This is a genomic window from Pseudomonas sp. Tun-23181 (assembly GCF_057415455.1).
In genome coordinates this window covers 4,680,301-4,693,255 of sequence record NZ_CM171630.1, presented here as the reverse complement: position 1 = coordinate 4,693,255, position 12,955 = coordinate 4,680,301, and the positions used below count along the sequence as shown (strand labels likewise).

Annotated in this window: 13 protein-coding genes; 5 read left to right on the top strand and 8 right to left on the bottom strand. The window is 66.0% G+C overall.

Annotated features, from left to right (window positions below):
* The first annotated feature begins 1 nt into the window (after position 1).
* Both ACDI39_RS22170 and ACDI39_RS22165 read left to right on the top strand, forming a co-directional pair.
* Positions 2–940 (top strand): FecR domain-containing protein, encoded by a 939-nt coding sequence (locus tag ACDI39_RS22170; RefSeq protein ID WP_253090574.1) that lies wholly within the window; start codon positions 2–4, stop codon positions 938–940.
* Between the two features lie 102 nt (positions 941–1,042).
* On the top strand, positions 1,043–3,454 hold the full coding sequence (locus ACDI39_RS22165; RefSeq protein WP_486537051.1) for a TonB-dependent siderophore receptor: 2,412 nt from the start codon (positions 1,043–1,045) through the stop codon (positions 3,452–3,454).
* Positions 3,455–3,545: 91 nt separating this feature from the next.
* Here the strand turns inward: ACDI39_RS22165 and ACDI39_RS22160 are convergent, their stop codons facing one another.
* The gene (locus ACDI39_RS22160) at positions 3,546–4,637 is read right to left on the bottom strand and encodes a diguanylate cyclase (RefSeq protein ID WP_486537050.1); all 1,092 of its coding nucleotides are present in this window, start codon (positions 4,635–4,637) and stop codon (positions 3,546–3,548) included.
* A 181-nt stretch (positions 4,638–4,818) separates the two neighbouring features.
* Here ACDI39_RS22160 and ACDI39_RS22155 point away from each other — a divergent pair, with 181 nt between their 5' ends.
* Positions 4,819–5,370, top strand: a complete 552-nt coding sequence (locus tag ACDI39_RS22155; RefSeq protein WP_486537049.1) for a GNAT family N-acetyltransferase — start codon at positions 4,819–4,821, stop codon at positions 5,368–5,370.
* On the opposite strand, the gene phnE is transcribed toward ACDI39_RS22155, so the two are convergent.
* The 4 genes from phnE to ACDI39_RS22135 are packed head-to-tail and all read right to left on the bottom strand — an operon-like array spanning position 5,333 to position 8,563.
* A complete protein-coding gene (gene phnE / locus ACDI39_RS22150; RefSeq protein ID WP_486537048.1) occupies positions 5,333–6,100 on the bottom strand; it encodes a phosphonate ABC transporter, permease protein PhnE in 768 nt (255 codons plus the stop codon). The two genes, ACDI39_RS22155 and phnE, sit on opposite strands and share 38 nt — an antisense overlap.
* Positions 6,097–6,924: a PhnE/PtxC family ABC transporter permease gene (locus ACDI39_RS22145; RefSeq protein WP_225788593.1), complete on the bottom strand. Its 828-nt coding sequence runs from the start codon at positions 6,922–6,924 to the stop codon at positions 6,097–6,099. Before ACDI39_RS22145 ends, phnE begins: the two co-directional genes overlap by 4 nt.
* Positions 6,918–7,712, bottom strand: a complete 795-nt coding sequence (locus ACDI39_RS22140) for a phosphonate ABC transporter ATP-binding protein (protein WP_410045802.1) — start codon at positions 7,710–7,712, stop codon at positions 6,918–6,920. Before ACDI39_RS22140 ends, ACDI39_RS22145 begins: the two co-directional genes overlap by 7 nt.
* On the bottom strand, positions 7,709–8,563 hold the full coding sequence (locus ACDI39_RS22135; protein ID WP_225788591.1) for a putative selenate ABC transporter substrate-binding protein: 855 nt from the start codon (positions 8,561–8,563) through the stop codon (positions 7,709–7,711). Before ACDI39_RS22135 ends, ACDI39_RS22140 begins: the two co-directional genes overlap by 4 nt.
* Before the next feature lie 187 nt (positions 8,564–8,750).
* On the opposite strand from ACDI39_RS22135, the gene selD reads away from it, so the two are divergent.
* Together selD and mnmH are read left to right on the top strand one after the other, a co-directional pair.
* Positions 8,751–9,785, top strand: a complete 1,035-nt coding sequence (gene selD / locus ACDI39_RS22130) for a selenide, water dikinase SelD (RefSeq protein WP_486537046.1) — start codon at positions 8,751–8,753, stop codon at positions 9,783–9,785.
* Positions 9,785–10,903 (top strand): tRNA 2-selenouridine(34) synthase MnmH, encoded by a 1,119-nt coding sequence (gene mnmH / locus ACDI39_RS22125; RefSeq protein ID WP_225788589.1) that lies wholly within the window; start codon positions 9,785–9,787, stop codon positions 10,901–10,903. Before selD ends, mnmH begins: the two co-directional genes overlap by 1 nt.
* 192 nt (positions 10,904–11,095) lie before the next feature.
* Here mnmH and ACDI39_RS22120 read toward each other — a convergent pair whose 3' ends face one another.
* The 3 genes from ACDI39_RS22120 to ACDI39_RS22110 form a co-directional block, all read right to left on the bottom strand.
* The gene (locus tag ACDI39_RS22120; RefSeq protein ID WP_486537044.1) at positions 11,096–11,635 is read right to left on the bottom strand and encodes a hypothetical protein; all 540 of its coding nucleotides are present in this window, start codon (positions 11,633–11,635) and stop codon (positions 11,096–11,098) included.
* A gap of 52 nt (positions 11,636–11,687) precedes the next feature.
* The gene (locus ACDI39_RS22115) at positions 11,688–12,251 is read right to left on the bottom strand and encodes a GNAT family N-acetyltransferase (RefSeq protein WP_225788587.1); all 564 of its coding nucleotides are present in this window, start codon (positions 12,249–12,251) and stop codon (positions 11,688–11,690) included.
* A gap of 234 nt (positions 12,252–12,485) precedes the next feature.
* Positions 12,486–12,872 carry a YkgJ family cysteine cluster protein gene (locus ACDI39_RS22110; protein WP_225788586.1) on the bottom strand — a complete coding sequence of 129 codons (387 nt, stop codon included), beginning with the start codon at positions 12,870–12,872 and terminating at the stop codon, positions 12,486–12,488.
* Between the last annotated feature and the right edge of the window lie 83 nt (positions 12,873–12,955).

Genomic DNA, 12,955 nt, shown 5'->3' with positions numbered 1-12,955 from the left:
GATGCTGGAGCGCAAGGTGCTGGAGGCCGCGGCCACCTGGTACGTGCAGCTCAATGCCGCGCCGCCAGGCCAGGCCGATCATGCTGGCTGGCAAGCGTGGCTGGAGCAGGACGAGCGCCACGCCAGGGCCTGGGCACGATTAGAAAAATTGCAACGCCAGCTCGACACACTCCCCGGCGAGATCGCCCTGCCGGCCCTGGCCGGTGTCCGCACAAGGCGCCGGGCGGTGGCCAAGGTGCTGGGGCTGTTGCTGGCCGCTGGCGCCACGGGCTGGGGCCTGCAGGTGATCGAACCGTTGTCGTCGCGGCTGGCGCAGTATCGTACCCGCAAAGGCGAGCGGCGCCATGTGCACCTGGCCGATGGCGGGCGGTTGGAGATCAACACCAACAGTGCCCTGGACGTTCTCTATGGCGCGACCCTGCGCGAGGTACGCCTGCACCACGGCGAAGTCCTCATCCAGACGGCAGCCGATACGGCGCAGCGGCCCTTCATCGTGCATACCCCACAGGGCAGCATCCGCGCCCTGGGCACGCGCTTCAGCGTACGCAGCGAAGGCCAGCGCTGCCTGGTCCAGGTCACGGCGCATGCGGTCGAACTGCGTCCGGCACAGTCCCCCAGCCGCCTGCTGCGACTGGAAGCCGGCCAACAGGCCTGGTTCGACGATCATCGCCTGGATGTGCCGAGCCCCCTGCCCGACGATAGCGATGCCTGGGTGCGCGGCATGCTGATGGTGGTGGACTGGCGCCTGCGCGACCTGGTCGTCGAGCTCGGCCGCTACCGCCCGGGCTTGCTGGCCTGCAGCGACGCCGTCGCCGACCTGCGCGTCTCCGGCGCCTTCCGCCTGGACGATAGCGATCGCATCCTGGAAAACCTGGCCACATCACTGCCGATCCGGGTGCGTTACCTGACCCGCTACTGGGTGCGCATCGAGGCCGCATGAAAAATTTCCTGCAAAGGGTTGCCGATTTTCATTCTCATTCGGCCAAGCACTGAAGCGGCGACAACTGCCGCACCTTTGCCACGCCAACCCTAGGAAAACACGATGCCCCGTCTTGCCCTGGCCCATGCCATCCACCTGGCCTTGTTTGGCCTGATCGCCACGCCCTTGATCCCCACGGCCTACGCTGCCGAGCAGAACCAGGCCCGTCATTTCGAGATCGAGCCGGGCCCACTGGGTTCCGCCCTGAGCCAGTTCGCCAGCCATGCGGGGGTGAACCTGTCGTTCGCCAGCGAGCAGACCCAAGGCCTGACCTCGCCCGGCCTGCGTGGCCACTACTCGGTGGAGGATGGCCTGGCCCATCTGCTGGCCGGCAGTGGCCTGCAGGCGCGGCGCCAGAGCAATGGCGGCTACGTGCTGATGCCGGTTTCGGCACCGGGAGAAACCGCCCTGGAGCTGACCGCCCTGAGCATCTCCGGCAAGGCGCCGGGCTCGACCACCGAGGGCTCGGGCTCCTACACCACCGAGTCGTCGAGCAGCTCGACCCGCCTGAACCTGTCGCTCAAGGAAACCCCACAATCGGTCACCGTGCTGACCCGCCAGCGCCTGGAAGACCAGAAGCTCGACAACCTCACCGACGCCCTCGACGCCACCACCGGCATCACCGTGGTACGCGAAAGCATTGGCGGCGACAGCACCACCTACCTGTCGCGCGGCTTCCCGATCAACAACTTCGAGATCGACGGCGTACCCACCTCGTCGCGCATGGACAACTACACCCAGAACACCGCCATGTACGACCGAGTCGAAGTGGTGCGCGGTGCCACCGGCCTGATCAGCGGGCTGGGCAACCCGTCGGCGACCATCAACCTGATTCGCAAGCGCCCCACCGTGGATCCACAGGTCCTGCTGTCGGCCGAAGCCGGTAGCTGGGACCGCTACGGCCTGAGCGTGGATGTGGGCGGCGCGCTGAACGACAGCGGCAACGTGCGTGGCCGCTTCGTCGCCGACCAGAAGGACCAGCATGCCTGGATCGACCGCTTCAACCAGGAGCTGTCGACCCTCTATGGCATCACCGAACTCGACCTGAGCGACTCGACCCTGCTGACACTGGGCTTCAGCCACCAGGTCACCCACGCCAACGCGCCGATGCGCACGGGCTTTCCGCTGTTCACCACCGACGGCGACCTGACCGACATCCGCCGCTCGTTCAACCCCTCGCCCGACTGGACCTACTACGACCGCAAGCAGAGCACACTTTTCGCCTCGGTCGAGCAGCACTTCGCCAACGGCTGGAGCGGCAAGCTGGAATACAGCCACGCCCGCAATGACTACGACAGCGTGGTCACCTACATGAGCGGCGAAATCGACAAGGCCACCGGTGCCGGGGCCTACATCATGCCGACCCGCTGGAAGGCCACGCCCGAGCAGGACAACCTCGACGCCTACATGACCGGCACCCTCCCTTTGTTCGGCCGTGAACACGAACTGATCACCGGCGTCACCCTGTCACGCATCGAGGAGCGCGGCACCGCCAACTATGGCGGCTGGCAGCGCCCAGGGTCCGGCTACCAGGGCACCATCGACAACATCTATACCTGGGACGGCCATGCGCCCAAACCGGTCTTCAACAAGATCGGCGAAAACGACCTGACCGAGACCCAGTACGGCGCCTACCTGACGTCGCGCTGGCACCTGAGCGATGCCGCCAGCCTCATCGTCGGCGCACGGGTGGTGGACTGGAACCGCGAGAGCAAGAGCCGTCTCCATGCCGGTTCGAGCAGCAAGAGCGAGCGCACCGAGACCGGCATCGTCATCCCCTATGCGGGCTTCGTCTATGACCTGGACGACACCTGGACCGCCTATGCCAGCTACACGCAGATCTTCAACCCACAGTCGTCGAACATCCGCGACGTCAATGGCACCCCCCTCGATCCCCTGGAGGGCACGGGCTACGAACTGGGCTTGAAGGCAGGCTTCTACGAAGGCCGGCTCAATGCCAGCCTGGCGCTGTTCCGGGTCGAGCAAGACAACCTCGCGGTGGCCGACGGTGACCGCCTGCAACCCAATGGCTACCAGGCCTACAAGGCCGAGAGCGGCACCACCAGCGAAGGCGTGGAGCTGGAGGTCAATGGTGAACTCGCCGATGGCTGGCAGATCACCGGCGGCTACTCCTACAGCGTCAGCTTCAACGATGACGACCATCGCATCGTCACCGAGATCCCGCGCAACAGCGTCAAGCTGTTCACCACCTACCGCCTGCCCGGTGCGCTGGACAAGCTGACCGTCGGCGGCGGGGTGAACTGGCAGAGCGAGACCGGCTACGACCTGAGCTACGCCACCACCCAGAGCAGCTATGCCCTGGCCAACCTGATGGCGCGCTATCAGATCACCCCGTCGCTGTCGACCACGCTCAACGTCAACAACCTGTTCGACAAGGAGTACTACACCACCACCGCCGCCGGGCTGTATGGCGCGCCGCGCAACTTCATGACGACGTTGCGCTACGCCTACTGAGGTACAGGGGCCCTTGGTTTCGATGAGCTCGGTGAACGTGTCCTCACCGGCCTTGGGAGCCAGAGGCCCCAAGGCATGGAACTGCGTCGTCTCAATGCTGCGGTTGGAAGCCCGTGCTGCTGTTCCCGGACCAGTTAACCCAACTGGTCCCCGCTACCACGGTGCGATTGCGACCTTCGCTCTTGGCCTGGTAGAGCGCCGTGTCCGCCTCATGCAGCCAGGCCTCGGCATTGGTCAGGTGCAGCCCGAACGGCGCGATGCCGATACTCAGGCTCAAGCGCAAATGCGCCAAGGCTGGGTCGCGGTATTCCTCGACGGCCTGGCGCAGACGCTCGAGGATTTCCCTGGCCTGTGCCGGTGTGGTGCCGGGGAGCATGACGCAGAACTCGTCCCCGCCATAACGGGCCACGGGGTCGCTCTTGCGCAGGTAACTGGAAAAGAAGGCACTCACGATGCGCAGGATATTGTCCCCGACCAGATGCCCATGGCCATCGTTGATCTGCTTGAAGTGGTCGATATCGATCAGAGCCAAGGTGTTGGGCAGGTGGTTGGCGCGGCAGTGCTCGAATTCACGCAGCAACAGGTCTTTCCAGGCACCGTGGTTGATCAGCCCGGTCAGGCTGTCGGTCTGGCTCAGGCGTGCCAGGGCACGCTTGTGCTCGCCAAGCAGTACGGTGACCCGGTAGCAGATCATGCCGATGGCCATGGGGTAGACCAGCAGGATCGGCAGGCAGGCGAGCATCTGCGCCTGGCTGGTCTCGGGGAACAGCGGCGGCGCGTACAGCCACAGGCCCAGGCCGATGCCCAGCAACTGGGCCAGGAGGGTCTTGAACAGCATGTGCCAGCCGCCAGCGGCGATCTTGTCCATGGCGATCATCGACAGGATGATCACGCTCGGCAGCGGATTCAGGCCCATGACCCCAGCCCAGCAGCCGCCGGCGAAGCCGTCGAACACCAGGTTGCGCTGCTCGCAGCGAAAAGGTTGCGACGACAGCCGGGCGATCTGGAAAGCCAGGTGCGGCCAGACGAAGCCATGGGCCACCAGCAACGCCCATGTCCACCAGGCCGGCTGCAGCGGCCAGATGCCGATCATCACACAGAAGAAGCCCAGCCCCGTGCCGATGGCACGCGGCACGTACATGCGCTTGGCAAAAGAGAGGCCCTTACCCGTTCGCTCGCTCATAGAGGATCACCGATTCGACTGCTGTCCTGGAGGGCACCGGACAGGCGACAGGGCGGGGAAAGGCCCTGGGGTACGGCGACTGCGGCATTGTGCCATCAGCCAGAAGCCGACTTCAAATAACCTGGACGAATTGCATGGGCATGGATAATGTCATCTCGGAATCCACTACTTCCAGCCTGCCATGCGCCTGAACCACCGCCCTGCCCAGCCCGCCGACATCGCTGCCATCTGCCGCTTTCCCCAGGGCCCGGACGAGCTGTTCTACATGTTCCCCAAGGCCAGCTACCCCCTGACCCCGGCCCAACTGAGCGAAGCCATCGCCCAGCGCAGCGGCTCGACGGTGGTCGAGGCCGATGACGAGGTGCTGGGCTTCGCCAACTTCTACAAGGCCGAGCACGGTGGCGTGTGCGCCTTGGGTAATGTGGTGGTGGCGCCGAAGGCGCGTGGACGTGGCGTAGCGCGCTACCTGGTGCAATGCATGATCGACAAGGCACGGGAACAGTTCGCGGCGCGGGAGGTGTGGGTGTCGTGCTTCAACCACAACACCGCCGGGTTGCTGCTTTATCCACAGCTGGGCTTCGTGCCGTTTGGCATCGAGGAACGGCAGGCGCCGGAGGGTGGCAGGGTGGCGTTGGTGCAGATGAGGCAAGTGCTCTGCGACCCCGATAAACCTCTTGCTACACCCTCCCCCCACCTCAAGCACGCACATAGCGCTGACGCAGCAGGTCGCTGAACGCATCCACCAGCAACACCAGCACCAGCATGGCGATGATCACCGTACTGGCCTGCGCCTCCTGGAACAGGCTCAAGGTGGTATAGAGCATCTGCCCCAACCCACCCGCGCCCACGAAGCCGAGCACGCTGGCCATGCGGATGTTGTTCTCCCAGCGGTACAGGCTGTAGGCGAACAACTGCGGCCAGAGGTTGGGCAAGGTGCCGAAACAGAACGCCACGGCCTGGCTACCGCCCTGCAGGCGGATGGCTGCAGCAGGCTCAGCGGGTGCATTTTCCAGCGCCTCGGCGAACAGTCGGCCAAGCACACCGGTGGTGTGCAAGGCCAGCGCCAGGGTGCCGGCATTCGGCCCAAGGCCCGCGGCCAGGACGGTCAGGGCCGCCCAGACCAGCTCGGGAATGGCACGCAGGGCGTTGAGCAGCAGGCGCGCCAGCGATTGCAAGGGCCAACCGAATCGCCCTGCGGCAGGCAGCGCCAGCAGCAACCCCAGGGCCATCGCCAGCAAGGTGCCCAGGCCGGACATGGCCAGGGTCTCCAAGGCCCCCCAACCCACTGCCCGCAAATGGTCGGTGGACAAGTCCGGGCTGAGGAAGCGCGTGGCATATTCGCCCATCTGCGCCAACCCACCGTGGCCGATCACCGAGGCGAGGTCCAGCTCCAGGTAGCCGAACGAGGCCACCACCGCTGCCAGGATGCAGACGATCACCGACAGGTTGAGCAAACGGCTCACGCCAACCTCCCACGCAGGATGCGGCTGAGCAGGTCGGCGAGCATCACCAGCACCAGGAACGCCAGCAGCATGCTCGCCACTTCGGCCCCGGCGAACATACGCATGGACAGGTCGATCTGCTGCCCCAGTCCGCCCGCACCGACGAACCCCATCACCACCGAGGCCCGCACCGCGCACTCCCAACGGTAGACGGTGTACGACACCACCTCCGCGGCCGCATTGGGCAGGATACCGTAGAAGAAGGCCGCCAGCCGGCCGCTGCCAGCCTGCAACAGGGCATGGACCGGGCGCTGGTCGACCGACTCGAAGATCTCCGCATAGACCTTGCCGAGCATGCCGCTGTAGGTGATGGCGATGGCCAGCACGCCAGCGGTCGGCCCCAGCCCCACGGCACGCACGAACAACAGCGCCCAGACGATCTCCGGCACGCTGCGCAGGAACACCAGAAGGCCCCGCACCGGCAGGCGCAGGATGCGCGACCAGGGCCCGGCACGCCCGCCCCGGGATGCCGCGCCCAGCGACAGCGCACGGCTGGCCAGCAGACTCGTCGGCACCGCCAGCAGCAGCGCCAGGGCCATGCCGGCGGTCGCCACGGCCAGGGTCTGCAAGGTGGCCTCGAACAGCAATGCGAGAAAGTCGCGGTCATGGGCAGGCGGCCAGAAGGCCGCGACGAAGCTGCCCATCTGCTGCCGGTTCTCCTCCTGCAGCAGCACGCCGGGGTTCAGTTCGCTCAATTGCACCCCTGGCCACAACACGGCCAGGGCCAGCAAGGTCAGCAACAGACGGGGCAAGGCCGCCGGGTCGCGGGCATCGGCCTTCAGCATCGCGGGATCTGCACCGTCAAGGTCGGCCCCGGCACAGGCGGTGAGCTGAGTTGCTCGTTGGCGTAGAGCGCATCCAGCAGGCTCTCGGTAACGGCCTCGGCCGGGCAGTCGAAAACCACCTGGCCATCGCGGATGCCGACCACCCGGGGGAAATGCGCCAGCGCCAGTTCCACCGCATGCAGGCTGGCCACCAGGGTCACGCCGTGCTCACGGGCATGGCGGTTGAGCAGCGCCAGGCTGTGCTCGGCCAGCACCGGGTCCATGGCCGAGACCGGCTCGTCGGCCAACAGCACGTCGGGGCGCTGGTACAGCGCCCGGGCGATGCCCACCCGTTGCAACTGGCCACCGGACAACTGCCCGCACTGGACGAACAGTTTGTCGGCCAGGCCCAGCTCGGCAAGCGCCTGGCGCGCACCCGGCACATCGCTGGGATAGATCAGGTTGAGCAAGCCGCGCAACGTTCCCCACTGCCCCAGGCGCCCGGCCAGCACGGCGGTGACCACCCGCTGGCGCGGCGGTAGCGGCGGTGCCTGGTGCACCAGGCCAACCCGCGCGCGCAAGCGCTGGCGGGCCCCGGACGACAGTGCCCAGGGCTGCTCGTCGAGCAGTTCCAGATGCCCCGCGCTGGGCCGTACGGCGGTGGCGATCAGGTGCAGCAGGCTGGACTTGCCGGCCCCGGACGGGCCGATGATCGCCACCCGCTCGCCCTTGTCGATGCGCAGGTCCACCGCTTCGAGGGCGCGGACCTGGCCATGGCGCAGGCCTGCGCCGTGCAGATGGATAGTCACTTGAGCAGGCCGGCCTCGCGTGCGGCTTGCTCGGTGCCCACGTAGTTCTCAGGCTTGGTCTCGATGAAGCGGCTGGCGGCCTGCAGGTCGAGGATCGCCTTGTGCTCCGGGTTGGCCGGGTCGAGGGCGAGGAAGGCCTGCTTGATCTTCTCTTTCAGGGCCGGGTCCATCTTGCCGCGCACGGTCCAGTTGTAGTCGTAGTAGGTCGGCGTGGTGGCGAACACCTTCACCTTGCTGGTATCGACCTTGCCCGAGGCGACCAGCTTGTCCCACACGCTGGCGTTGAGCACGCCGGCGTCGACCTTGCCGGCCTGGACCCAGGCAGCAGTGGCGTCATGGGCGCCGGAGTAGGCGATGCGGCTGAAATAGCCCTCGGGCTTGATGTTGTCGTTCTTGAGCATGAAGTAACGTGGCATCAGGCTGCCGGAGGTCGACGAGATCGAACCGAAGGCGAAGGTCTTGCCCTTGAGGTCGGCCAGGCTGTGCACGTCCGGGTTGGCGGTGATGAACTTGCTGGTGAACTGGGCATCCTGCTCACGCTGCACCAACGGCGTCGCGGCCGGGTCCTTCAGGTGCACCTGGACGAAGGTGAAGCCGCCCAGCCAGGCCAGGTCCAGCTTGTCGCTCGCCAGCGACTCGACCACCGCGGGGTAGTCCGCCACCGGCACGAACTTCACGTCCATGCCCAGTTGCTTCTCCAGGTACTCGCCCAACGGCTTGAACTTGCGCAGCAGTTCGGTCGGCGCCTCGTCGGGGATGGCGCTCACCCGCAAGGTTTCAGCAGCCTGGGCGATGACGGCACAGCAGGACAGCGCGAGGCCGGCGGCAAGCGCCAGGGGACGTTTGAGCATGGGGGTTCTCCGGTTCAATAGCGGGGAAGATCAGCGGCGAGCTGCCAAAGAAACTACGAGCTGCAAGAAAGAGCAAATCGGTGCACTGGCTGCTTGAAGCTTGCCGCTGGATGGAGGGGATTATAAGAGGCGCTGGCGCAAAGGCCAGCTTTGCTACAATCGCGCATCACGAAAATCAGAGGTGCGTATGAGCGAGCCGATTCGCCTGACCCAGTACAGCCACGGCGCCGGCTGTGGCTGCAAGATCTCTCCGAAGGTGCTGGATGTGATCCTCGCCGAGAGCGGTGCCCAAGCCCTGGACCCGAAGCTCTGGGTGGGCAACGCTTCGCGCGACGACGCCGCAGTGTATGCGCTGGACGACGAGCGCGGCGTGGTCTCGACCACCGACTTCTTCATGCCCATCGTCGACGACCCGTACGATTTCGGCCGTATCGCCGCCACCAACGCCATCAGCGACATCTACGCCATGGGCGGCGACCCGCTGATGGCCATCGCCATCCTCGGCTGGCCGGTCAACCTGCTGCCGCCGGAAGTGGCCCGCGAAGTGATCCGCGGCGGCCGCGCCGTGTGCGCCGCAGCGGGTATCCCCTTGGCTGGCGGCCACTCCATCGATGCGCCCGAACCGATCTTCGGCCTGGCCGTCACCGGCGTGGTCGGCAAACGCGACCTCAAGCGCAACGATACCGCCACCCAGGGCTGCCGCCTGTACCTGACCAAGCCGCTGGGCATCGGCATCCTCACCACGGCCGAGAAGAAGTCCAAGCTGCGTGAGCAGGACCAAGGGCTGGCCCGCGACTGGATGTGCACCCTCAATACCCCTGGCAGCCGCTTCGGCAAGCTCGATGGGGTCAAGGCCATGACCGACGTGACCGGTTTTGGCTTGCTCGGGCATCTGGTCGAAGTGGCCGATGGCAGCGGCCTGACCGCGCGGCTGCAGTTCGATGCCGTGCCGCGCCTGCCCAGCGTCGCGCACTACCTGGCCGAGGGCTGCATCCCCGGCGGCACCCTGCGCAACTTCGACAGCTACGGCCACCGGATCGGCGCCCTGAACGACGACCAGAAACACCTGCTGTGCGACCCGCAGACCAGCGGTGGCCTGCTGGTGGCCGTGAGCCCCGAAGGCGAAGCCGAGTTCCTCGCCGTGGCCGCCGAACTGGGCCTGTCGCTGTCGCCGATCGGCGAGCTGGTCGAGCGACAGAGCCACGCGGTCGAGGTGTTCTGATGCGCCACGACTGCACCGATTACCGCCAGTTGTTCCTCGACGATGTGCCGATGATGGACATGCGTGCACCGGTCGAATTCGCCAAAGGCGCCTTCCCCGGCGCCGTCAACCTGCCGCTGATGAACGACCAGGAACGGCAGAAGGTCGGCACCTGCTACAAGCAGCACGGCCAGGCCGCCGCCATCGCCCTGGGCCACCAGTTGGTCAACGGCGCCACCAAGCAGCAGCGCCTGGAAGCCTGGGCCGCGTTCGCCCAGGCCCATCCGCACGGCTACCTGTACTGCTTGCGCGGCGGCCTGCGCTCGCAGATCGTCCAGGGCTGGCTGAAGGATGAAGCCGGTATCCAGTACCCCAAGGTCAAGGGCGGCTACAAGGCCATGCGGACCTTCCTGCTGGAGACCACCCAGCAGGCGGTCGAGCAGTGCGATTTCGTGCTGGTGGGCGGCCTCACCGGCACCGGCAAGACCGACGTGCTGCACCAGCTGGACAACGTGCTCGACCTGGAAGGCCACGCCAACCACCGTGGTTCCAGTTTCGGCAAGCGCGCCACCGCACAACCGGCGCAGATCGATTTCGAAAACCGCCTGGCCATCGACGTGCTGAAGAAGCGCGCCAAGGGCATGCAACAGTTCGTGCTCGAAGACGAAGGGCGTATCGTCGGTAGCTGCTCGGTGCCGCTGGAGCTGTACCAGGGCATGCAACAGTACCCGCTGGTGTGGCTGGAAGACAGCTTCGCTAATCGCGTGGAGCGCATCCTGCGCGATTACGTGATCAACCTCTGCGCCGAGTTCGTCGCCCTGCATGGCGAAGAGAACGGTCGCCGGCTGTTCGCCGAGCGGATGCTGCAGAGCATGGCCAATATCCACAAGCGCCTGGGCGGCGAGCGCTTCCAGCGCCTGTCGGCCCTGTTGGGGCAAGCGCTGGACGAGCAACTGCGCAGCGGCGATGTGAGCCTGCACCGGGGTTGGATCGAAGGGTTGCTCAACGAGTACTACGACCCGATGTATGCCTACCAGCGCGAAGCCAAGGCCAGCCGTATCGAGTTCGCCGGGGATGGCGTGGAAGTGCGGGAATACCTCAAGGCCAGGGCTCGGCGCGAACCTCGCGTAGCCCCCTAGGGCTGCTTTGCAGCCCATTCGCGGCGCCTCGGCGCCCCGACAAGGCCGCTTCGATCACCAATGATGCGATCTGCAGGCTCCTGGAGCGGCCTTGTGTCGCGAAAGGGCTGCGAAGCGGCCCCAGCCTTCGCCAAGCCAACGGGCTTGCCGGAGCGCCTCGAACGCCTCTTGCTGACACCACACGACCACTTCTCAAAACGACTGCGGCTGCTCCGGCGGCATCAGCACCTTGTCCACATCGAACTGCAGCGAAGGCATCTGGGTCCCGGCATACAGCGTCACGCCAAGCGCGGCGATCAGCGCCACATCGAGCCAGTGCCAGTCAGGCATGTCATTGGCACTGTGCGCCTTCCAGCACCACCAGGCCTGGCCCACGCAAAACAGCAGGATGGCCAGCAGCCACAGGTAGAAACCGGCACCGAAGCCAGTGACGTCCTGGAAGGCATAGCTCTGGTTGTCTGGCAGGCGCTCGATGCCGAAGCTGCTCGCGGCCAGGTACAAGGCCCCCAGCCCGAGTAGCAGCGCCAGCCGACGAAAGCGCCGGTGCGCCAGGATCGCCACCGCCAGCAAAGGGTTGGCGAACCACTGGTACAAGCCGAAGGGCACGCCCCATGGGCCATACAGCAGCATCTGCAACGCTGGCATGTGCCGCCCGGCCCCCGTCAGGACGCCATCGAAACACAAGGCGAGCAGGTACAGCAGGAGGCTGAAGGTCAGGTAGTAGGCAGGCAACCGCGTGCTCCATCGGCTCTGGGCAGGCCCCTGACCATACAGCACCCAGGCCTCATGCGACAGGCGGCTCCAGCAGCAAGCCGTAGATGCCCGAGTCGGTGAACTCGCCTGCCACGCACCAGCGCGCCCGCAAGGTGCCCTCGAGGACGAAGCCCTGGCGCTCCAGGGTACGTGCCGAGCCGGTGTTGCGCGGGTCGATCTCCGCTTCCAGGCGGCGCATGTGCAGGGTATGGGCCAGGTAGTCGATGAAGCAGGTCAGCGCCTCGTCCATGTAGCCACGGCCTTGCACGGCGCTGGCCAGGCAGTAGCCGATCTCGCCGCGGCGAGACGCTTCGTCGATGTTGAACAACTGGACCATGCCGATCAGCTCGCCGTTGTCGCGGCGGTACATGCCCAGCTTGAGCATCTGGCCGCTGGCATAGGCCTCGCGATCGGCAGCCAGGGCGCTCTCGGCCTCGGCCAAGTCGTGCCAGGGCGCGTGGTGCCAGTAACGCATGACCTCTGGATCGGCCATGATCGCCAGCCATCGAGGAGCGTCGCCATGACGCATGGGGCGCAGCTGCAGCCGTGGGCTATCGAGGCACAGGTCGCTGGGGAAACTGCGGGGTGGGGTCACGCCGGGACTCCTGTCCATTGCGAAGAAGATGACAGTCTAGCGTCAGCGGGGAGACAAGGCAGTAGTGGAGTCGGCCTGTTTGCCATTTGGGGCAGCTTCGCGCCCTATCGCCGGCAAGCCGGCTCCCACAGGGTCTTCTGCATGACACACGATATGTGGAGCACCACAGACCTCCTGTGGGAGCCGGCTTGCCGGCGATGGGCTGCACAGCAGCCCCAATGCGCAGCAGACAGCTCAGGCCACCGCCGCCCCGTCATCATCCGGCCAATGCGGCTCGTTGGCTTCCGGCGGAGTCAACGGCGCCAGCCCATAGTGGGCCCGGGCGGCATCGCAACTGGGGTTGTGCACGCCATGGGCCCAGGACGCCTCGAATTCACGGCAAGGGGTCGAACGGTTGGCATAGAGCGTACAGGCGACCTGCTTGCCGATCTCCCCATCCAGGCCGATGCAACGGCAGGGCTTGGCATCGGTGCCGATCATGGCGACCCGGGTCGGGTTGATCTGCACCACCAGGTCATCGGGCACCAGACCGCCCGCGGATTGGCATTCGCCCCAGAAGAAGGACACACGGAAGTACCCGCAGCAAGCGCCGCAGTCAAGGCAAGGGTTGTATTCGGACATGATGACACGGAGGGAAGGTTGTTGTTATCGGGGCGCTGCCCGCGCGCCATTTTTAATCCAAGGATGGGGGGTTGAGAAGAGGG

Excerpts from the sequence above, each read along its gene's own strand:
- ACDI39_RS22170 (WP_253090574.1), top strand. The coding sequence starts at position 2 with ATGCTGGAGCGCAAGGTGCTGGAGGCCGCGGCCACCTGGTACGTGCAG.
- ACDI39_RS22165 (WP_486537051.1), top strand. The coding sequence starts at position 1,043 with ATGCCCCGTCTTGCCCTGGCCCATGCCATCCACCTGGCCTTGTTTGGC.
- ACDI39_RS22160 (WP_486537050.1), bottom strand. The coding sequence starts at position 4,637 with ATGAGCGAGCGAACGGGTAAGGGCCTCTCTTTTGCCAAGCGCATGTAC.
- ACDI39_RS22155 (WP_486537049.1), top strand. The coding sequence starts at position 4,819 with ATGCGCCTGAACCACCGCCCTGCCCAGCCCGCCGACATCGCTGCCATC.
- ACDI39_RS22145 (WP_225788593.1), bottom strand. The coding sequence starts at position 6,924 with ATGCTGAAGGCCGATGCCCGCGACCCGGCGGCCTTGCCCCGTCTGTTG.
- ACDI39_RS22135 (WP_225788591.1), bottom strand. The coding sequence starts at position 8,563 with ATGCTCAAACGTCCCCTGGCGCTTGCCGCCGGCCTCGCGCTGTCCTGC.
- selD (WP_486537046.1), top strand. The coding sequence starts at position 8,751 with ATGAGCGAGCCGATTCGCCTGACCCAGTACAGCCACGGCGCCGGCTGT.
- mnmH (WP_225788589.1), top strand. The coding sequence starts at position 9,785 with ATGCGCCACGACTGCACCGATTACCGCCAGTTGTTCCTCGACGATGTG.
- ACDI39_RS22110 (WP_225788586.1), bottom strand. The coding sequence starts at position 12,872 with ATGTCCGAATACAACCCTTGCCTTGACTGCGGCGCTTGCTGCGGGTAC.